19 protein-coding genes are annotated in these 18,273 nt (G+C 75.7%); 8 read left to right on the forward strand and 11 right to left on the reverse strand.

Annotated elements, in window-relative coordinates; all coding sequences use genetic code 11:
* The first annotated feature begins 92 nt into the window (after positions 1 to 92).
* From ACQP6G_RS04715 to ACQP6G_RS04725, 3 genes are all read left to right on the forward strand, one after another.
* Positions 93 to 875 (forward strand): YidC/Oxa1 family membrane protein insertase, encoded by a 783-nt coding sequence (locus ACQP6G_RS04715; RefSeq protein ID WP_429763051.1) that lies wholly within the window; start codon positions 93 to 95, stop codon positions 873 to 875.
* Positions 876 to 879: 4 nt separating this feature from the next.
* Complete coding sequence (locus tag ACQP6G_RS04720) at positions 880 to 1,560, forward strand: helix-turn-helix domain-containing protein (protein ID WP_429763052.1); 681 nt, start codon at positions 880 to 882, stop codon at positions 1,558 to 1,560.
* A gap of 63 nt (positions 1,561 to 1,623) precedes the next feature.
* Positions 1,624 to 2,151 carry a VOC family protein gene (locus ACQP6G_RS04725; RefSeq protein ID WP_429763053.1) on the forward strand — a complete coding sequence of 176 codons (528 nt, stop codon included), beginning with the start codon at positions 1,624 to 1,626 and terminating at the stop codon, positions 2,149 to 2,151.
* Positions 2,152 to 2,178: 27 nt separating this feature from the next.
* Here ACQP6G_RS04725 and ACQP6G_RS04730 read toward each other — a convergent pair whose 3' ends face one another.
* On the reverse strand, positions 2,179 to 2,607 hold the full coding sequence (locus ACQP6G_RS04730; protein ID WP_429763054.1) for a GNAT family N-acetyltransferase: 429 nt from the start codon (positions 2,605 to 2,607) through the stop codon (positions 2,179 to 2,181).
* A 98-nt stretch (positions 2,608 to 2,705) separates the two neighbouring features.
* On the opposite strand from ACQP6G_RS04730, the gene ACQP6G_RS04735 reads away from it, so the two are divergent.
* Positions 2,706 to 3,497 (forward strand): SDR family oxidoreductase, encoded by a 792-nt coding sequence (locus ACQP6G_RS04735; protein WP_429763055.1) that lies wholly within the window; start codon positions 2,706 to 2,708, stop codon positions 3,495 to 3,497.
* 12 nt (positions 3,498 to 3,509) lie between these two features.
* Here ACQP6G_RS04735 and ACQP6G_RS04740 read toward each other — a convergent pair whose 3' ends face one another.
* The 4 genes from ACQP6G_RS04740 to ACQP6G_RS04755 form a co-directional block, all read right to left on the reverse strand.
* Positions 3,510 to 4,109 (reverse strand): GNAT family N-acetyltransferase, encoded by a 600-nt coding sequence (locus tag ACQP6G_RS04740; RefSeq protein ID WP_429763056.1) that lies wholly within the window; start codon positions 4,107 to 4,109, stop codon positions 3,510 to 3,512.
* Positions 4,110 to 4,231: 122 nt separating this feature from the next.
* Positions 4,232 to 5,752: a hypothetical protein gene (locus tag ACQP6G_RS04745; protein ID WP_429763057.1), complete on the reverse strand. Its 1,521-nt coding sequence runs from the start codon at positions 5,750 to 5,752 to the stop codon at positions 4,232 to 4,234.
* On the reverse strand, positions 5,749 to 6,345 hold the full coding sequence (locus tag ACQP6G_RS04750) for a SigE family RNA polymerase sigma factor (RefSeq protein ID WP_429763058.1): 597 nt from the start codon (positions 6,343 to 6,345) through the stop codon (positions 5,749 to 5,751). Before ACQP6G_RS04750 ends, ACQP6G_RS04745 begins: the two co-directional genes overlap by 4 nt.
* Before the next feature lie 88 nt (positions 6,346 to 6,433).
* A complete protein-coding gene (locus ACQP6G_RS04755; protein ID WP_429763059.1) occupies positions 6,434 to 6,985 on the reverse strand; it encodes a GNAT family N-acetyltransferase in 552 nt (183 codons plus the stop codon).
* 94 nt (positions 6,986 to 7,079) lie between these two features.
* On the opposite strand from ACQP6G_RS04755, the gene ACQP6G_RS04760 reads away from it, so the two are divergent.
* Positions 7,080 to 8,228, forward strand: a complete 1,149-nt coding sequence (locus tag ACQP6G_RS04760) for a GNAT family N-acetyltransferase (RefSeq protein WP_429763060.1) — start codon at positions 7,080 to 7,082, stop codon at positions 8,226 to 8,228.
* Between the two features lie 13 nt (positions 8,229 to 8,241).
* On the opposite strand, the gene ACQP6G_RS04765 is transcribed toward ACQP6G_RS04760, so the two are convergent.
* From ACQP6G_RS04765 to ACQP6G_RS04775, 3 genes are read right to left on the reverse strand one after another with little or no spacing between them, the layout of a single operon-like run.
* Entirely contained in the window at positions 8,242 to 8,904 is a 663-nt protein-coding gene (locus tag ACQP6G_RS04765; protein ID WP_429763061.1) for an MBL fold metallo-hydrolase, read from the reverse strand.
* 19 nt (positions 8,905 to 8,923) lie between these two features.
* Entirely contained in the window at positions 8,924 to 9,832 is a 909-nt protein-coding gene (locus tag ACQP6G_RS04770; protein WP_429763062.1) for an alpha/beta fold hydrolase, read from the reverse strand.
* A 45-nt stretch (positions 9,833 to 9,877) separates the two neighbouring features.
* Complete coding sequence (locus ACQP6G_RS04775; RefSeq protein ID WP_429763063.1) at positions 9,878 to 10,723, reverse strand: endonuclease/exonuclease/phosphatase family protein; 846 nt, start codon at positions 10,721 to 10,723, stop codon at positions 9,878 to 9,880.
* 49 nt (positions 10,724 to 10,772) lie between these two features.
* Between ACQP6G_RS04775 and ACQP6G_RS04780 the strand changes: the two genes are divergently transcribed.
* The 3 genes from ACQP6G_RS04780 to ACQP6G_RS04790 all read left to right on the forward strand — a co-directional run bounded on the left by ACQP6G_RS04780 (position 10,773) and on the right by ACQP6G_RS04790 (position 14,279).
* On the forward strand, positions 10,773 to 11,345 hold the full coding sequence (locus ACQP6G_RS04780) for a hemerythrin domain-containing protein (RefSeq protein ID WP_429763064.1): 573 nt from the start codon (positions 10,773 to 10,775) through the stop codon (positions 11,343 to 11,345).
* 131 nt (positions 11,346 to 11,476) lie between these two features.
* A complete protein-coding gene (locus ACQP6G_RS04785) occupies positions 11,477 to 11,872 on the forward strand; it encodes a DUF3817 domain-containing protein (RefSeq protein WP_429763065.1) in 396 nt (131 codons plus the stop codon).
* 79 nt (positions 11,873 to 11,951) lie between these two features.
* Positions 11,952 to 14,279 (forward strand): 5'-nucleotidase C-terminal domain-containing protein, encoded by a 2,328-nt coding sequence (locus ACQP6G_RS04790; RefSeq protein ID WP_429763066.1) that lies wholly within the window; start codon positions 11,952 to 11,954, stop codon positions 14,277 to 14,279.
* Positions 14,280 to 14,367: 88 nt separating this feature from the next.
* On the opposite strand, the gene ACQP6G_RS04795 is transcribed toward ACQP6G_RS04790, so the two are convergent.
* The 3 genes from ACQP6G_RS04795 to ACQP6G_RS04805 form a co-directional block, all read right to left on the reverse strand.
* Positions 14,368 to 16,674 carry a hypothetical protein gene (locus ACQP6G_RS04795; protein ID WP_429763067.1) on the reverse strand — a complete coding sequence of 769 codons (2,307 nt, stop codon included), beginning with the start codon at positions 16,672 to 16,674 and terminating at the stop codon, positions 14,368 to 14,370.
* 151 nt (positions 16,675 to 16,825) lie between these two features.
* The gene (locus ACQP6G_RS04800; protein WP_429763068.1) at positions 16,826 to 17,755 is read right to left on the reverse strand and encodes a hypothetical protein; all 930 of its coding nucleotides are present in this window, start codon (positions 17,753 to 17,755) and stop codon (positions 16,826 to 16,828) included.
* 1 nt (position 17,756) lies between these two features.
* Positions 17,757 to 18,215 carry an Lrp/AsnC family transcriptional regulator gene (locus ACQP6G_RS04805; protein WP_429730455.1) on the reverse strand — a complete coding sequence of 153 codons (459 nt, stop codon included), beginning with the start codon at positions 18,213 to 18,215 and terminating at the stop codon, positions 17,757 to 17,759.
* Positions 18,216 to 18,273: the final 58 nt, after the last annotated feature.

Genomic DNA, 18,273 nt, shown 5'->3' on the forward strand with positions numbered 1-18,273 from the left:
GCCCGACGTCGCGCGCCACGCGCGGCGACCCCGTGCGCCCGCGGGGTGCTCGGCGAACGCGAACCCCTTCCGTTCGACCGAGGACGCACCCCATGGATCTCTTCGCCCTGCCCCCTGTCGCCGCCGTGCTCGGCGGCGCGTACCACGCACTGATGAGCCTGACCCACCTGCTCGAACCTGCCCTCGGTGTCGGCGCCGCGGCGGCAGCCGTCGTCGCCGTGACCCTCGCCGTCCGCGCCGCCCTGATCCCGGTGGGGATCTCCCAGGCCCGCGCGGAGCGCACCCGGGTGCGGCTCGCCCCCCGGGTCGCCGAGCTCCGGCTCCGGCACCGCGCGGACCCCGAGGCGCTCCAGCGCGCCACGATGCAGCTCTACGCCGACGAGGGCACGACGCCCCTCGCCGGCTGCCTGCCGATGCTGCTGCAGGCCCCCGTGATCGGGGTGATCTACTCGGTGTTCGTGCACGCGGAGATCGCCGGCGAGGCCAACGCCCTGCTGGGCCACACCCTGTTCGGGGTGCCCCTCGGCAGCAGCCTCGTCGGGGTGCTCTCCGGCGGGGCGCCGGGCGTCGCGGCGGTCGTCGTCCTCGGCGTGCTCGTGCTCGCCGTCGCCCTCGTGGGTGAGCTGACGCGGCGCGCCGCGCTGCCCGGCGGCCGTCTCGCCGTGCCCTCGGCGACCACGGTGCCCGGGCCCGCCGGGATGCAGCGCGCGCTCGGCGCGCTGCAGTTCGTCACCGCCGTCGTCGCCTGCTTCGTCCCGCTCGCCGCGGGGCTGTACCTCCTGGTGACGGTGGCGTGGACCCTGGTCCAGCGGGTCCTGCTGCGGCGCCGCTTCCCGCTCCGGCCCGAGGGCGGCGCCCGACCGGCGCTACCGTGACGCCATGTGGTTCGAGCGGCCCGGTTCGACCCCCGCGGTGCGCACGGTGTGGTCCGCGACCGTGGAGGAGCCGGGGGAGTACCTCGTGGCGGGCTCGGAGTACTGGGGCATCTCCTTCATCCGCCGCGCCGACGGGAGCCTCGGCGGCGAGCTCGACGGGCCGAGCCTGAGCGCCCGCCGCACGACGAGCGTCGTGGGGGAGAGCTACTGGGGCGTGGAGCTGGCGCCGTTCGTGGTGGTCGCGGGCCTCGACAAGCAGCCGGTGCTCGGGGCCACCGTCGAACTGCCGGTGCGCTCCGGGCGCGTCCGGCTCGGGGAGCGGTGGACGACGCTGCCGGCCTTCGACGAGCTCGAGGACTGGGTGGACGAGATGGTGCGCCTCGGCCCGCTGGGCGTGGACGACGGCGTGCGCGCGGCGCTCGACGGTCAGCGGGACGGCGCGTCGCCGCGCACCTGGCAGCGCCGCTACCGGCGCACCGTCGGGCTGACGGCGGGGCAGGTGGAGCAGGTCCGGCGGGCCGAGCGGGCCTACGCCCTCCTGCAGGGCGGCGTCGCGCCGGCCGAGGCGGCGGCGCGGGCCGGGTTCGCCGACCAGGCGCACCTGACCCGCAGCCTGCGCCTCATCCGTGGGCGGACCCCGGCGGCGGTGCTCGCGGCCGCCGCCCGCCGACGGCCCGCCCGGTGACGTTCTCGTTCAAGACCGGGCCCCGGCCGGCGCGGTGTGATGGCGGGGACGAAAGGAGCCACCATGGCCGTCCCCCCAGGATTCTCGACGATCAACCCGTTCATCATCAGCAGCGACGTCGAGAACCTCATCCTCTTCCTGGTCGACGTGTTCGACGGCGTCGAGCACCCCGACGCGCGGACCGTCGACCACGACGGGCTGCTGCTGCACGCCGAGCTCCAGATCGGCGGCACCACCGTCATGTTCGGCGAGCGCAAGCCCGGCTGGCCGTTCACCCCGTCCCTGCTGCAGGTCTACGTGGACGACGTGGACGCGGTGCTCGGGCGGGCGCGGGCCGGTGGCGCGGACGTCGTGACGGAGCCCACCGCGTTCTTCGGCGAGGTCTTCTCCCGCTTCGTCGACCCCTGGAACAACCTGTGGTGGGTCTACAGCACCCCGCAGGACGACGCCGCGGGCGAGTGGGAGGAGGCCGGCGACGGTGCCGAGAACGACGCCGGGAGCGACGCCGAGTGGGAGCCGACGCCGGAGCTGACCTACATCCGCGACACGCTCGTCGCCACCCTGCCGCGCCTGCGGGACCCGGTCGCCTGAGCCGCGGTCACGTCGCCGCCCGCCGCCTCAGGGCCGGACGTAGACGCCGACCCGCGACGCGGGCCGGAACTCGTGCGCCTCGTAGAACGCGGCCGCGGCGCCGTCCCGCAAGGTCAGGAGGTACCAGTGCTGGACGTCCGGCAGGCGGTGCTCCAGGGCGGCCAGCAGGCGGGACCCCCAGCCCTCGCGCTGGTGGGCGGCGGCGACGCACATCTCCTGGACGAGCAGGTGGTCCTCGGTACCGGCGCGTTCACGGTGCCCGAGGACGAAACCGATGACGTCGCCGCCGTCGGTGACCGCGACCGAGCCGACGGATCGTGGCGTGGCCAGCATGTCGCCCAGACGTTGCGCGGCGTCCCCGCGCGTCCACTCCTCGTTCCACGGCGGCGCGGAGAACGTGCGCACGAAGAGTCGCGCGCAGTCCTCGAGGCGGTCGGCGGTGAGATCGACGATCACCCGCGGAACATAGCAGCGCCGTCGGGTCACGTCCGGGCCGCCCGCGTCGTCGGAGTGGCAGGACGCGCGGTGGTCGCGCGACGACGGAGGAGGACGGCATGGCACGCATCCTGGTCACGGGCGGCACGGGACACCTCGGCAGGCTGGTGGTGCCGCGCCTGGTACGCACCGGCGCACAGGTGCGGGTGCTCAGCCGCAGCCCGCACGCGGACGGGGACGGCGTGCGGTACGTCGTCGGGGACTGGGCGACGGGCGAGGGCCTGGCGCAGGCCGTGGGCGACGCGGACGTCGTCGTCCACCTCGCCGGCGACCAGCTGCACAACGAGGAGACGGCTCGGGCGCTGGTCCGGGCGATCCGCGACGCGGGCAGCGAGCCGCACCTGGTGAACATCTCCGTGGTGGGCGCGGAGAAGGTGCCGGTGACGTCGGGGTTCGACCGCCGTGCCCTCGGGTACATGGAGAGCAAGCTCGCCCAGGAGCGCGTGCTGGAGGAGTCCGGGATCCCGTGGACCAACCTGCGCGCCACGCAGTTCCACGAGCTGGTGCTCATCGCCGCCCGGGCCCTCGCGAAGCTGCCGGTCGTGCCCACGCCGTCCGGCTGGCGGGCGCAGCCGATCGCGGGGGACGAGGTCGCGGCACGTCTGGTCGAGCTCGCGCTCGGCGACCCGCAGGGGCGGGTGCCCGACGTCGCCGGGCCCGAGATCCACACGTTCCGCGGGATGGTCCGCGACTACCTCGACGCGGTGGGGTCGCACCGCCCGACGATGCCGGTGCGCGTGCCCGGCGCGGCGTCGCGGGCCTATGCGGCGGGCGGCAACCTCGCCCCCGACCGCGCCGTCGGCAAGCAGACGTGGGCCGAGTTCCTCGCGGAGCACGTCGCGCGGCGCTGAGCCACGAGGAGGTCAGAGGTCGACGCGCATCACCGCGCGGCGCGACGTCGGGCGGCTCACCTCGCGGAACCCGGCGGCCTCGAACACCGCCGCCACCCCGACGTAGAGCTCGCCCCACGAGTCGCTGTACCCGGGCTCGACGACCATCGGGTAGCCCTCGACGGCGCGCGCCCCGCGGGAGCGGGCGTGCTCGACGGCGGCGGCGGTGAGGGCCGCGCTGACCCCGCGGCGGCGGTACCCGGCGCGGGTGACGAAGCAGACCACGGCCCACACGCGGTCGTCGTCCTTGTCCTCGTCGCGCCCCGACCAGGGCACCCGCGCCGTGCGCAGCCGGGGGTACGCGGTGCGGGGCTCGACGGCGCACCACCCGGCGGGCTCGCCGTCGAGCCAGGCGACCAGCCCGCTGGTGGTCGGAGCGTCCGGCTCGCCGCAGTGCGTGTCGCGGCGCAGCGCGGCCGCCCGCTCCTCGCGGGCGGTCTCCCGCCAGTCGGAGGACGGCGTCTGGAACCACCGGCACTGGCAGCGCGCCCCCTCGCCGCGCGGGCCGAGCACGGTCTGCAGGTCGTCCCACGTCGCCTCGTTCGCCGGCCGGACCACGATGTCGGACGTCATCGACCCATCGTGCCCGGCCGCCCGGCTGCCCTCCACAGGTGGCGACGGTCGACGTAGCGATGGGTCCCCGTCCCGTGCGGGGACGAGGACCGACCGCTACGTCGACGACTGGCCTCGCCGCCTCAGCTCCCGTGGACCCCGAGCGACCGCACGATGCTGCCGAACCGCTCCTCCGAGGCCGCGCCGCGCGGCCCGCTGTACTCCAGCACGACCGCGTCGTCGCCGCGGCGGAGCTGCACCGTGCCGAGGAAGCACGGCTCCCCGTCCGCCGTGGCGTCGGCGCCCTGCTGGATCACGACGGCGTCCGCGCCCGGGACGTCGTACCGGTAGCCGGCGGCCGGGACGCGGTCGAGGACGTCGCCCGCCGCGGCCATGACCGTCACCGTCTCCCCGGACCGGCCCGCCGACCAGTCGACCCCGTCGGGCGGTGACACCTGGACCCACCCGTCCGGCAGCGCCATCTGCAGCCCCAGCACGCCGGACGACGTCGCGCGCCACGCGTCGGGGACGGCCGACGTCGGCAGCTCCGGCAGGTCCCGCAGGCCCGGCACCTTCCCCGCCGCGGCGTCGAAGGCGAGCGTCCCCAGCAGCTGCCGTGTGAGCGCACGCCCGTCCGCGGAGGCGGGCGCCTCGACGGTGACGATGTAGCCGCGCCCGCCCTCGCGCCGCAGGTGTGCGGTGGTGCGGTCGACGCCGTCCTCGGTCCCGGTCTCGACCTGCACCACGTCCGCGCCGTCGAGCGGGAACGTGGACGCGGGGTCCAGCGGCGACGACACGATCGAGTCGGGCCACCCCGCGAAGTCGCCCGACCGGAGGACGGTCAGGGCGGCCGAGCCGTCGGCGCTCGCGGACCGCAGCTGGGAACCGGCAGGGAACGCGTCGGCGACGTCGTCGTCGGCCGCCCAGCCGCGCGGCACCGCGTACTCGAGGCCGGCGAACGACTCCTTCTCCCAGCCCTCCGGCACGCCGGGGGCGTAGCCCCCGAGGGGCTGCAGCACGGCCGTCCCGTCCGGGTCCGGGAGGCCGCCGGAGTCCTCGTCGACGGAGACGGTCCCCAGGAGGTCGGAGAACACCGCCTCGCCCTCGGCGCCGTCCACCCAGACCAGCGACACCTGCACCACGTCGCCCGACTCCAGCGTGACCTGCAGCCTCCCGAGGAAGTCCTGGACGACCGTCGGGTCGTCGGCCTGCTCGACGACGTACTGGGCGGACTCCGCCCCCGGGACCCTGACGTCCACCGGCGTGAGTCCCGAGCCCGGGGGCGCGAGCGGCGCGTCGGGCGCCGGCTGCACCTGCACAAAGTCCCCGCCGTCGTTCGCCGGGTCGTGCTCCCAGACGCCGTCGACGCTCGGCTCGAGCCCGGGCGGCACCGCGAGCCGCACGCCACCGACGGCGACGGGCGTCCAGCCGTCTGGCACGTCCGGGGACGCCGGGCTCACGACGCCGTCCGGCGACATGCCCTGCCACACGCCCGCGACGGCGCCCACGGCGGCGAGCACCCCGACGCCGGTCAGCGCGGCGCGACGGGCCCGCACCCGGCGGACGGCGCGGAGGCCCATTGTGGCGCCGTCGAGCGCGGCGACCGGCTCGACCCGGTCGGCCGCGTGCTGGAGCTCGGTCACGAAGTCGTCCTGGAGGGTCATCGGACCGTCCCTTTCCTCGTCGGTGTCACGTCGTGGGTCCCGTCGGAAGAGAGCAGCTCCCGCAGCCGCGCCAGGCCGCGCGACCCGCTCGACTTCACCGAGCCGACCGAGATGTTCAGCTCGTCCGCGGTCTGCTGCTCCGAGCGGTCGAGCAGGTGGCGTAGGACGACGACGCGACGCTGCGCCTCGGGGAGCTGCCGCAGCGCGCGGACGAGCCGGTCCCGGTCGACCACCGTCCGCGTGCCGTCGGGCACGGGAGCGGGACGCAGGTCGGCGGGGTCGGAGAGCACATCGCGGCGGGTGCGCCGCCAGCCGTCGATGCGCGCCGTCGCGATGACGCGGCGCGCGTAGGCGAACGGGTCGCCGTCCTCGACGCGCGTCCACGCGCGGTAGGTCCGTTCCAGCGCGAGCTGGACCAGGTCGCCCGCGCGGTGCTCGTCGCCGCACAGGAGGTACGCGATCCGGGAGAGGGTGGGCGTGCTGGCCGCGGCGAACGCCGTGAAGCGGTCCGCCGGGGTCTTGCCCGCCGCCACGACCCGGAACGGTTCAGTTCTCGTCTCGGCGACGAGCGGCGCGGCGCCGTCGGCCGTCATGGGTGCTGCCTGTCTCGTGGGTTCACGGGACATAGACGCCGACGGTGCGGCAAAGGTTGTCGGGCGACGACGCCGCCCGGAGGCGGCGTCAGGCCGCGCGGTCACCCTTGAGCACGCCGTAGACGAGGGTGTCCGTCCACTCGCCCTTGGACCACCAGTCCTGCCGCAGGTGGCCCTCGCGCCGCATGCCGACGCGCTCGCACAGGCGGGCGGACGGCTCGTTGCGGGCGTCGAGCTGCGCGACCACGCGGTGCATGCGGTAGAAGCCGAACGCCAGGTCGAGGACGGCGCGCACCGCCTCGGTCGCGAATCCCTGGCCCGTGAAGTCGGGGTGGAAGACCCAGCCGATCTCCCCGCGGGAGACGGTGTCGCCCGTCGTCCACAGGGCGACGTCGCCGACGACCTGGCCGTCGTGCTCCACGATCAGCGCGAGGGCGGAGCCGGGCTCGTCGATGCGGGTGCGCGCGAGCCGCTTCGCGAGCTGCGCCTCGGCGACGTCCGGCGTCCACGGCTCCTCGAGCAGGTAGCGCGCCACCTCCGGGTCGGCGTAGTAGGCGAGCAGGGGCTCGAGGTCCTCCGCGCGGTGCGCGCGCAGGACCAGTCGGCCCGTGGTCACCGGCAGCGGGGTCTCGGTCGTCACGGTCAGGCACCCTACGCGCCGGGGCGGGCGAACCGCGACGTCGGCCCCCGAAATGTGCGTGACGCGGACCCCGGGTGCGGCGCACCGTGGAGGCATGAGCACCCCCGCGGCCACACCGACGTGGCGCCTGGTCGAACCGCCCCGCGCCGACCTGCTCGACGCCGCCGAGGCCTGGGCGTACCGCGGCGTCGCGGCGCTGGAGCGGGCGGTGGGGCTGGCCGACCTGGGGCACGACGACCTCGCGCCCAGGGCCGTCGACCTGCTGGTCGGCGACCGTCACCAGGAGCACGCGCGCCACCACCGGCTCGTGGCGGTGGACGGAGAGGTGACACCTGGCGTGCCGCGCGTCGTCGGCCACGGCGAGCTCGTCCTGCCCGTCTCCGACAACCGCCACCTCGCCGTCGTGCGCATCGCGGTGCTGCCCTCCCACCGCGGGCAGGGGATCGGGTCGGCGATCGCGGACCGGCTGCGCCGGGTCGCGCTCACCGAGTGCCGCACCACCGTGTTCGCGGAGGTCGAGCTCGCCGCCGAGCCTCCCGCCGACGCCCCGGACGCGGTCGCGCCCCGGGAGGGTCCGGGGCACGTCTCCGCCGATCTGCCCGGCATGCGGTTCGCCCGCCGGGCCGGGCTGGGGCTGGAGATCGTGGCGCGGCGCTCCGTCCTCGACGTCCCGCTGCCCGACGACGTCGTGGACCGGTTCGTGGCGGACGCCGCGGCCCGGGCCGGGGACGGCTACCGCCTGCACACCTGGCAGGACCCGGCGCCCGAGCGGTGGGTCGACCAGCTCGCCGCGCTGGAGCACAGCCTGTCGGAGGACGAGCCGAACGGCGGCCTCGCGCTCGAGGCCGAGCGGTGGGACGGCGCGCGCATCCGCCTGGAGGAGGCGAAGCGGGCCGAGAGCGGCCGGACCGGGCTCGTCACCGTCGCCGAGCACGTCGCCACCGGCACCCTGGCGGGGATGACGCTGCTCGCGTGGGACGACGACCGCCCCGAGCTCACCGAGCAGGACAGCACGGTGGTGCTGGCCGGGCACCGCGGCCACCGGCTCGGCATGCTCCTCAAGGTGGTGAACCTGCGCGAGCACACCCGCCTGCGCCCCGCCGCGCGCCGCATCTCCACGTGGAACAACGAGACGAACGCCCCGATGCTGGCGATCAACGTGGCCCTGGGGTTCCGGCCCGCGGGCGGCTCGGCGGAGCTGCAGGCGCCGCTCGCCGACGTCGTCCCGCTGAGCCGCGGCTGACGACGCCGGGCGGTCAGGCCGTGCGGACCTCCAGCGCCTCGCCCGGCGCGAGCCGCCGGTACTCGGCCCCGCCGAGCCCGCCCGCGACGCGGTCGACCAGGGCCAGGCCGGCGTCGTTGAGGATCGCGTCGTGGATCGGGACGGCGACGCGCGGCGCCACCCGGCGCACATAGTCGACCGCCTCCGCGAGCTTGAGCCACGGCGCCGCGACCGGCAGGGCCAGCACGTCGACCCGGACGTCCTCGGGGGCGGGGGTGAACGAGTCGCCCGGGTGCAGCACCGCGCCGTCGACGAGGAACGCGACGTTGGCCGGCGGGGTCATGTCCGGGTGGATGGTCGCGTGCACGTGCCCCAGCGCCTGCACGGCGAACCCGGCCGCGTCGAACGACGCGCCGCCGTCCACCGCGTGCAGCCGGTCGGCGGGGGCGCCTGCGTCGGTGAGCTGCTCGACGACGGCGGCCGGGGCCCACAGGTCGGGCCCGCCGTCGGCCGCGAGCGCGGCGGCCGTGCGGGGGACGTCCACGTGGTCGACGTGCTCGTGGGTGACGAGGACGGCGTCGGCGCCGTCGAGGATGCGCGGGTCGGTGAACGTGCCGGGGTCGATGGCGAGGACACGGTCGTCGCGCTCCAGGCGGACGCCGGCGTGGCCCCAGGTGGTGAGGGTGAGGGAGGACATGCTGCCCATCCTGGCCCTGTCACCTGGAAGTGTCCTCAGCGGTGTGCTCGAGCAGGGCCGGGAGGAGCACGTCCCACGACGACGGCGGCGCGACCTGGTGGCCGACGCCGTCGAGCACCAGCAGCCGCGCCCCGGGGATCCCCGCGGCCAGCGCGGCGCCGTGACCGGGGAACAGCGGGTCCTCGCTGCCGTGCACGACGAGCGTCGGCACGGTGAGGTCCGCCAGGGTGCCCTCGAACGGGGCCCCGGGTTCCGCGGCGAAATGGTTCGTCCCGGCGGTGGCGTCGATCGAGCGCGCGACGGCGCGGGTCGCGACGGCGCGGGTGCGCGACTCGTCGAAGTCGCCCCGGCCGGTGAGCGCGCGGTCGTCGGCGACGACCGCATCGATCAGCGCGTCCGTGTCGCCGGGGTCGGGGGAGGGGCCGTCCCACAGGCCAGCGAGCTCGGGGGCGGACGGGGCGAGCGCGGCGTCGTCCGGCCCGGCGAACGCGCGCGTCGTGGACATCAGCGTGGCCGAGGCGACCCGGTCGGGGTGCTCCAGCGCGAGCTCCTGCACCATCGCGGCGCCCGCCGAGAGGCCCACGAGGTGCGCCCGCACGACGCCCAGGTCGTCGAGCACCCGCAGCGCGTCCTCGGTGAGGTCGCGGCTCGTGTAGTCGGGGGCGCCGGGCGGGCAGGTGGCGGAGCGGCCCGTGTCGCGGTGGTCGTACCGGACGACGCGGCGCCCGCCCGCGGCCAGCGCGGCGCAGAGGTCCGCCGGCCACCAGTCCATGGACGAGGCCACGCCCCCGAGCAGCAGGATCGTCGGGTCGGCGGGGTCCCCGACGGCCTGGTAGCACAGCGGGGCCGCGCCGTCGGTGAAGAGCTCCGGCCCGAGGGCGTCCCCGTCCGCGGGCCCGACGGACGAGGGGTCAGGAGGTCGTGTCATGCGGGGTGGACGCCGCGGGCGGGCCGGACTCATCGCCCGACGACGTCACGGCAGGCGCAGCAGCGCCTGGACCGGGGTGTGGTCGCTGGGCCAGCGACCGTCGTCGCGCCAGGTGTTGATACCTGCCGCGAGCACCTCGGTGCCGCCCGACGCCAGGATCCAGTCGATGCGTTCGCCGCCGGGCACGGGGGCGCCGTAGTCGGGGAACGTGCCGACGTCGGGGGTGAGCCGTCGGTCGGCGACCACCCACGTGTCGTGCAGGCCGCCGTCGGTGACGAGCACGTCGTAGGGCGCGGACCGCTCGGCGGGCGCGTTGCAGTCGGCGGTGAAGACGGCGGGGAGCCCGGACCCGGAGACGAGGTCGCGCACCACCTCGGCGCTGCGCACGCGGGCGGGCTCCGACTCGTGGTCGAAGTGCGAGTTCACGTGCACGAGCTCGGTGCCCGTGCGCTCGTCGCGGAACCGGGCCCACGTGACGACGCGCGGGTAGACGTGGTCCCACGTCGAGCCCGCCAGCCGGGGCGTGTCGGACAGCCAGAACTGGTCCCACCACAGCAGCGACAGCCGCCGGGCGTCGTAGAGGATCGCGGAGTGCTCCCCGGCGGCGCCGCCCTCGCGGCCGTGCCCCACCGACCGGTAGTCGTCGCCCAGCGCGTCGGTGACGGTCGTGAGCTGCGCGAAGTGCGCCTCCTGGACGCCGAGCAGCGTCGGCCGTTCCCGCGCCAGCAGCCGGCCGACGAGAGGCGCGCGGTCCGGCCAGTGGTCCGGGCTGCCGGGGAGCGTGTCGTCGATGGCGCAGCGGACGTTGAGGCTCATCACGTGCAGCAGGTCGGCGTCGGGCGCACCGACCAGCGGGGCGTCGTCGGGTTCGACGGGGAGGGTGTCGGGCACGGCCGCCACCGTACCCGGGCACCCGCCCGCTGCTAGGTTCGGGCGCATCGTGACCGACCCCTCCCGAGACACCGCCCCGACCGCCGCCCGCCCCGACACCGCCGCCGACACCGACACCGACGCCGACACCGCTCGACTCGTCGCCTGGGGCCAGGAGCTGCGCTCCGTCCACGCCCGCCTCCGCGACGCCCTCGAGGTCGCGCGCGAGGCCGTCGACTCCGCCGGTGACGCCGCGCCCGCCCCGACCGACGGCGCCGACCCGCGCCGCCTGCTCGGCCTCTACTGCCACGGCTTCTGCCAGGCGCTCGAGGGCCACCACCGCGGCGAGGACGCCAACGTCTTCACCGCCCTGCTCGACCTGCGCCCCGACCTCGCGGACGTCGTCGCCGAGCTGCAGCGCGACCACCGGCTGCTCGACCACCTGCTCGGCGAGCTGTCCCGCGCGGTCGACGCCGGTGCGGACGCCGCCGCTCTCGACCGGCACCTGGACGGCATCGACGCCGTCATGGAGACGCACTTCCGGTACGAGGAGAAGCGGCTGGTCGCCGCGCTCGACGAGCCGGCCCTCGCCGCCGCGCTGTCCGGGACCGGCCGGCGCGCCGCCCTCGGGCCGCTCGCCTGAGCCGTCCGCGACCGGCCCAGGAAGTACCGCGCCGAACGGTGCCGACGGGCTGTCACCTCGTCGGGTGGGACGACGGCGCACGTCGGGCAGACTGGGCGCACCGCCGTCCCGCACCGCCCGAGAGGTCCGCCATGCCCGCCACGCCCGTGTCCCCCCGCCCGCCGCTGTCCGTCGTCGGCCGCGTCTTCGCCGTCGTCGCCGTGATCGAGGCGTTCACCTGGGCGGGCCTGCTGGTCGGGATGTTCCTCAAGTACGTCACGGAGACGACGGAGGCGGGCGTCTGGCTGTTCGGCCGCCTGCACGGCGCGGCGTTCGTGGCGTACGTGGTGGTGGCGCTGGTCGCCGCGGTGAAGCTCCGCTGGGGCTGGTTCCGCGCGCTGGTGGCGCTCGCGGCCGCCGTCCCGCCCCTGACGACGCTGCTCGCCGAGTGGTGGCTGCGCCGCACGGGCCACCTGAGCGTGCCGTCGGCGGTGTCGTCAGAGAAGTCCGCCGAGACCCGGCTCGACGACGAGGCGACGGTTTCCTGATCGTTACCCCGCCCGCCACGCCGGCGTCGCCCGGCGCCGCTACGGTGCCCCTGATATCTCCTCACCTCAGGGAGCACTCATGTCCTTCGTCTGTCCCCTCGCACGCCGGCGGACCGCCGTCGTCGCGTGCGTGACCCTCGCCTTCGCGGGGATCGCCACCGCCGGCGCCGTGTCCGCCAGCGCCGACCCGATCGTCGACGTCCAGATCCTCGCCACCAACGACTTCCACGGCCGCATCCAGGCGAACGGCACCGAGGCCGGCGCCGCGGTGCTGGCCGGGGCCGTGCAGCAGCTGCGCGCCGAGAACCCGAACACCGTGTTCGCGGCCGCGGGCGACCTCATCGGTGCGTCCACGTTCGAGTCGTTCATCCAGCACGACAAGCCCACGATCGACGCCCTCAACGCCGCGGGCCTCGACGTGTCGGCGGTCGGCAACCACGAGCTCGACCAGGGCTACGACGACCTGGTGAACCGCGTCATGGCGCCCTTCGACGCCGAGACGAACCCGTACGGCGGCGCGCAGTGGCAGTACGTGGCCGCGAACCTCAAGATGAAGGCGACCGGCGACGACGCCGTCCCCGCCACGTGGATCAAGGACTTCGGCGACGTGCAGGTGGGCTTCGTCGGTGCCGTCACCGAGGAGCTGCCCGCCCTCGTCAGCCCCGCGGGCATCGCGGACCTCGAGGTGCGCGGCATCGTCGACTCGGTGAACGAGGAGACCGACGCGCTCAAGGCCGAGGGCGCCGACCTCGTCGTCATGCTCGTGCACGAGGGTGCGGAGTCCACGGACTGCGCGGCGATGCCGACGGCGGACAACGCGTTCGCCGAGATCGTGAACGACGTCAGCCCCGACGTGGACGCCATCGTCTCCGGGCACACGCACCTTGCCTACGACTGCAGGTTCCCGGTGGATGCGTGGTCCGGCGAGGCCGTGACGGAGCGCCCGGTGGTCTCCGCGGGCCAGTACGGCTACAACCTCAACCAGCTCACCTACTCGGTGGACGCCGCGACGGGCGAGCCGGTCGGCGTCGAGACGGGGATCCTGCCGCTCGCGGGCCAGTACCCGGCCGACCCGGCGGTCGGGGCGATCGTGTCCGACGCGGTCAAGCAGGCCGACGTGCTCGGCGCGGAGCCGCTGGGCGAGATCGGCGGTGCGTTCAACCGCGCCAAGCTGTCCTCCGGCGCGGAGAACCGCGGCGGCGAGTCCACGCTCGGCAACCTCGTCGCCGAGGTGCAGCGGTGGGCCACCGAGGCCCCCGAGTCCGGCGAGGCGCAGATCGCGTTCATGAACCCGGGCGGCCTGCGCGCCGACATGGTGGGCTCCGGCACGGACGCCTTCCCGCGCACGCTCACCTACAAGCAGGCCGCCGCCGTGCAGCCGTTCGCCAACACGCTCGTCAACATGGACCTCACGGGCGAGCAGATCAAGACGGTCCTCGAGCAGCAGTGGCAGCGCGACAAGGACGGCAACGTGCCGTCGCGGCCGTTCCTGCGGCTCGGCGTCTCCGAGGGCTTCACCTCCACCTTCGACGCGAACCGGCCCGAAGGCGACCGCATCACCGGCATGTGGCTGGACGGCGAGCCGATCGACCCGGCGACGTCGTACTCCGTCACGGTGAACTCGTTCCTCGCGTCGGGCGGCGACAACTTCCGCGCCTTCGCGGACGGCGCGAACGCCCGTGACACGGGCAAGGCCGACCTCGCGGCGTTCGTCGACTACATGGCGACGCACGCCGCCGGCGAGCCGCTCGCCGTCGACCCGGGCCAGCGCGCCGTCGGCGTCTCGTTCCCGGCCGACGCCCCCGAGGCGTACGAGCCCGGTGCGACCGTCGCGTTCGACGTCTCCTCCTGGTCGATGTCCGCCCCTGGGGACGTCACCGACCCGGAGCTCACCGTGTCGCTCGGCGACCGGGTGCTCGGCACCGCCGCCGTGGACAGCACCGCGGGCACCGAGCCGTACGACACGATCGGCACCGCGTCGGTCGCCGTCGAGCTCCCCGCGGACGCCCCGTCCGGCGCCGCGACGCTCACCCTGTCCGGCGCGGCGACCGGCACCGAGGTCACCGTGCCGATCGAGGTGGCCGAGCCGGCCAAGGCCACGCCGACCCTCACGGTCGACGCGCCGAAGACCGCCGTCGCCTGGTTCCAGCCGGTGCGCCTCGCGGTGTCGGTCGAGACGCCGGACGGCACGCCCACGGGCAAGGTCACCGCGACGGTCGACGGCAAGAAGGTCGACGCCGCCACGCTGAACAAGAAGGGCGACGCGCGCCTGTGGGCGGGGCCGTTCAAGCCCGGCACCGTCGAGGTGGAGCTGCGCTACTCCGGCGACGACGCCACCGAGGCCGCCACGACGACCACCACCATCCGGGTGAAGAGCCTGTGGGAGGTCATCTTCGGCAGTCTGTGACGGGGTGCCCCGACACCTCGCGCATGAACGGCCCGGCCCGATGCTCCCCTGAGCATCGGGCCGGGCCGTTCGGCTTGTCGGTGCGCCGTCAGGCGCGACGACGCAGGTGCAGCACCAGGGCCGCCACCCCGCCCAGGAGGCCGAGCACCAGCAGCATCCCGCCCGCGAGCGCCGCCGGGTCCGCCGGGCTGGACTCCATCTCGGTGCGCATCGTGGTGGTGCCGTCGGCGAGCTCGACCGTCCCGGCCGCCAGATCGCCGGCGCCGGAAGCCAGCTCCGCGCTGCCGTCGGAGAGCTCCGTCGCGCCCGACAGGAGCCGGCCCGCCCCGGCGGAGAGCTCGCCGGAGCCCGTGGCGAGCTCCGTGGCGCCGTCGTCGAGACGCTCGCTGCCCTTGCGCAGCCGCTCGGCGCCCGCCGCGGCGTCGGTGGCGCCGGTCGCGAGCTCGTCCAGGCCGTCCTGGAGACGGCCGGCGCCCGCCTCCGCGTCATCGAGCCCGGTCACCAGACGCCACGCGCCCGCCTCCGCGTCGCCCAGCTTGGTGGAGAGGCGCGTGCTGCCGGCGGCGACGTCGTCGGCACCAGCCGCGAGGGCCGGCGTCTTGCCCGCGAGCTCGGCCGCGCCGATCGCCACCTGGTCCGTCGCTGCCGCAACCCGCAGCGAGCCCGCGGCCAGCGCATCGGCACCCACGGCGAGCTCCGCCGTCCCGTTGGCCAGGGAGCGTGCGCCGGTGTCTGCTGCCGCGACGCCGGCCGCGAGCGCTGCCGTCTTCTCGGCGATGGTCGCGTTCCCGGCCGAGACCCGCTGTGCGCCGTCGTTCAGCGTGACGCTCTTGCCGGCGAGGTGCTTCATCCCCGCGTCGAGGTCGACGGAGCCGGCCGCGACCTTGCTCGCACCGGTGGCGGCAGCGCTGGCGCCTGCCTGGAGCCGCTTGCCACCGTCGAGCACGGCCGAGACGCCATCGCTGACCCTGGCGGTACCGTCCGCGAGGCCGGCGGAACCGGCAGAGAGCCTCGTCGCTCCGGAGAGGAGGCCCTCCTTCTCGTCGTTCAGCCCCGCGTCGAGGAGCTGGGCGCCGTCGCGGAGGCTCGCCGCTCCAGCACCGAGCTTGTCCAGGGACCCGGCAAGCGTCGTCGCGCCGTCACGGCTCTGCGTGACCCCGTCAGCGACCCCAGAGGCACCCGCAGCGACCTTCTCCGCCTGAGCGGCAAGGGCCTCGAGCCGTGCCCGGGCGTCGGGGTCGGCGGTGGCAGAGGCGAGCTCCGTGAGCTGCCGGGCGATCCCGGACGTCCCGGCCGCGACGTTCGAGGCGCCTGCCTGGGCAGCCTTCAGGCCCTCGGCCAGCTTCGCGCCGCCGGCCGCGGCCTCGTCGGTGCCAGCCGCGAGCCTCGTCGCACCTGCGGCCGTCGTCGATGCGCCGGCGGCGACCTTCTGGGTGCCGGCGACCAGCGACTCGGCGCCCGACGCCAGGGCGGCAGCTCCGGAGGAGGCGTCCTTCGCTCCCGCCTCCAGCTTCGGGCCGCTGTCCATGAGCGAGTCCAGTCCGTCCGAGATGCTGGCGACCCCGTCGGAGACTGCGGCCGCACCGACCGTGAGATCACCGGAGCCCTGGGCGAGCGCGCCACTGCCGTCGACGAGTGCCTTCGTGCCGTCGGCAACCGAGCTGGCCCCCGCCGCGAGCGGCTCCGCGCCGTCGGCGATGGCGCTCGAGCCGGTCGCGAGCTGCGTGGTGCCCGAGGCCAACGAGTCGGCGCCGTTGGCTGCGACCTGGTTGCCGTCGCGCAGGGCGAACGCCCCGCCCGCCACGATGAGGGCGCCGTCGGCGGTCTGGCCGGACCCGGTCGCCAGCCTGCCCGCCCCGGCGTCGGCACGGGCTGCCCCGTCGGCGAGCTTGTCCGCCCCGGCGGCGAGCGTGGCGCTGCCGTCGTGGAGCTGCGACGTGCCGTCGGCGAGCTCACCGCTCCCGGCGCGGAGCCGCACCGTGCCGTCGTGCAGCTCGACGATGCCGGCGGAGGCGCGGGTCGCCCCGGGGCTCAGGCGGTCGTTGAGCCCCTCGGACAGCTCGGCGGCGCCGGTGGTGAGCTGGGCGGTGCCGGCCGTGAGGTCGTCGGTCCCGTCGACGAGGCGTGCGGTGCCGTCGGACAGGTCGGACGTGCCGTCGGCGAGGGTGCCGGCGCCCTCGGCGAGTCGGCCGCTGCCGTCGGACAGGTCGGCGGCTCCGTCGCGCACGGCGGTGGCGCCGGCGTCGAGGCGGGTGGCGCCGTCGGCGACCTTGCCGTCGAGCAGGACGAGCACCACGAGCGCGACGAGAGCGGCGAGCGCGAGCGCTGCGATGGCGGTGACCGTGGACGCGGCGTGGCCGCGGGATCGGCGGGGTACGGGGGCGGTGGGGTTCATCGGGCCTCACTCCGGTCCGCGTCCACATCGACGCGGGAGGTGCGGCACGGCGCTGGGCCGTGGCCCGTCGTCGTCGACGGGTCTGGAGGGAGACTACTGAGGTTGCCTCAATAAGGGGAAGGTGCGGGTGGATTTCACCCTCTCGGCGGGCTCAGCCCCAGCCGCAGGTGTCGTGCACGACGTCGTAGACGGCCGCGCGCTGCTGGTCGGTCATCGGCACGTAGATCACCGGCTGCGGCGCCCCGTCGACGTCGGCGTGCACGGGCAGGAACGTGCCGCGCTTGTCCTCCGCCACGACGTGCGGGTCGCAGCGCGCGGGCACGACGTCGAGCACGACCTGGCCGTCCGCCTGGTCGGCCAGGCCGTCGCCCGTCCAGGCGTTGCCGGTGGCGGGGGAGAGCAGCGTCGTGCCGGAGACCTCGACGAGCCGCACGTCCGAGCCGCCGGGCACGGGCTCGACGGCGAGCGTGATGCGGCCACCGGGCGCGTCGCCGTCGGGCGTGGGCACGTCCGCGGCGCGCACGTCGGTGACGCGCAGCGTGACCCCCGACGCGACGAGCCGCTCGGCGCACACCTCCGCGTGCACGGCGGCGAGGCGGGCCAGCGGGTCGGTGACCTCCACCTCGACAGCGGTGCCCGCGCCCGTGTCGTCCGCGCCGGGCGACGCCCCACCCACCGCCAGCCGTACCGTCGCCGTCGCGACCGGCGTCGTCTGCGCGTCCGAGCCCGACAGGGCCGCGGGTGCGTCGGCGTCGCAGTCGACCTCCCCGAGCCGCAGCCGCACGTCGCGGCCGGCCCCGGGCGCGAGGGTCCGCGCGCGCGTCGGCCCGTCGGGGGCGCTCGGGCCGTAGCCCGGCGCGTCGAGGGCGCCGCCGAGCAGCGTCACCGCCTGGTCGGAGCCGTTGACGACGTGCAGCGTGGCCCGGCGGTCGGCGTACTGGGTGCGGTCCTGCCGCAGCTCGGCGCTCAGGCCCTGCGCGACGCCGCTCGGCAGCGGCGCGGCGTCGTCGCCCCGGGACGTGCAGGCCGTCGCCAGGACGGCGAGGCCCACCGCGAGCCCGACGGCGCGACGGGCGCGCACGTCACGCCCCCTCCGCCGACGACGAGCGCGCGGGGCGGTCGATGACGCGCGTCATGACCAGAGACGTGCGCGTCTTGTCCACGCGGGCGCTGGCGCGGATGGCCTCGACGGTGCGCTCCACGTCGGCCATGTTCCCGGCCATGATCTGCACCATCGCGTCGGCCTCGCCGGTCACGGTGTCGACCCGCACGATCTCGGGGATGGTCGCCAGGTCGCGGCGCAGCGTGGCCGGGGAGACGTTGCCGCGGCAGAACAGCTCCACGTAGGCCTCGACGCCCCACCCCAGCTCCTCGGGCGCCACCCGCACCGTGAACCCGGTGATCTCGCCGCGCGCCAGCATGACGTCCACCCGCCGCTTCACCGCCGGCGCGGACAGCCCCACGTCGGCGCCGATGTCGGCGTAGGTCGCGCGCCCGTCGCGCAGCAGGTGGCCGACGATCCTGCGGTTCACCGCGTCCATGCCGTCACCATGCCCTCTCCATGCCCGAATTCTTCAACCGCCGCGCACGATCCGCCAC

The sequence above is a fragment of the Isoptericola nanjingensis genome, from assembly GCF_050311635.1.
GTDB classification, from domain to species: Bacteria; Actinomycetota; Actinomycetes; order Actinomycetales; family Cellulomonadaceae; genus Isoptericola; species Isoptericola nanjingensis.

What these genes read in the sequence shown, in the direction of transcription:
- ACQP6G_RS04740 (WP_429763056.1), bottom strand. Translation starts at nt 4,109, where the DNA reads ATGACGTCCGACATCGTGGTCCGGCCGGCGAACGAGGCGACGTGGGAC.
- ACQP6G_RS04765 (WP_429763061.1), bottom strand. Translation starts at nt 8,904, where the DNA reads ATGTCCTCCCTCACCCTCACCACCTGGGGCCACGCCGGCGTCCGCCTG.
- ACQP6G_RS04745 (WP_429763057.1), bottom strand. Translation starts at nt 5,752, where the DNA reads ATGACCCTCCAGGACGACTTCGTGACCGAGCTCCAGCACGCGGCCGAC.
- ACQP6G_RS04770 (WP_429763062.1), bottom strand. Translation starts at nt 9,832, where the DNA reads ATGACACGACCTCCTGACCCCTCGTCCGTCGGGCCCGCGGACGGGGAC.
- ACQP6G_RS04735 (WP_429763055.1), top strand. Translation starts at nt 2,706, where the DNA reads ATGGCACGCATCCTGGTCACGGGCGGCACGGGACACCTCGGCAGGCTG.
- ACQP6G_RS04785 (WP_429763065.1), top strand. Translation starts at nt 11,477, where the DNA reads ATGCCCGCCACGCCCGTGTCCCCCCGCCCGCCGCTGTCCGTCGTCGGC.
- ACQP6G_RS04720 (WP_429763052.1), top strand. Translation starts at nt 880, where the DNA reads ATGTGGTTCGAGCGGCCCGGTTCGACCCCCGCGGTGCGCACGGTGTGG.
- ACQP6G_RS04715 (WP_429763051.1), top strand. Translation starts at nt 93, where the DNA reads ATGGATCTCTTCGCCCTGCCCCCTGTCGCCGCCGTGCTCGGCGGCGCG.
- ACQP6G_RS04760 (WP_429763060.1), top strand. Translation starts at nt 7,080, where the DNA reads ATGAGCACCCCCGCGGCCACACCGACGTGGCGCCTGGTCGAACCGCCC.
- ACQP6G_RS04750 (WP_429763058.1), bottom strand. Translation starts at nt 6,345, where the DNA reads ATGACGGCCGACGGCGCCGCGCCGCTCGTCGCCGAGACGAGAACTGAA.
- ACQP6G_RS04725 (WP_429763053.1), top strand. Translation starts at nt 1,624, where the DNA reads ATGGCCGTCCCCCCAGGATTCTCGACGATCAACCCGTTCATCATCAGC.
- ACQP6G_RS04795 (WP_429763067.1), bottom strand. Translation starts at nt 16,674, where the DNA reads ATGAACCCCACCGCCCCCGTACCCCGCCGATCCCGCGGCCACGCCGCG.
- ACQP6G_RS04790 (WP_429763066.1), top strand. Translation starts at nt 11,952, where the DNA reads ATGTCCTTCGTCTGTCCCCTCGCACGCCGGCGGACCGCCGTCGTCGCG.
- ACQP6G_RS04805 (WP_429730455.1), bottom strand. Translation starts at nt 18,215, where the DNA reads ATGGACGCGGTGAACCGCAGGATCGTCGGCCACCTGCTGCGCGACGGG.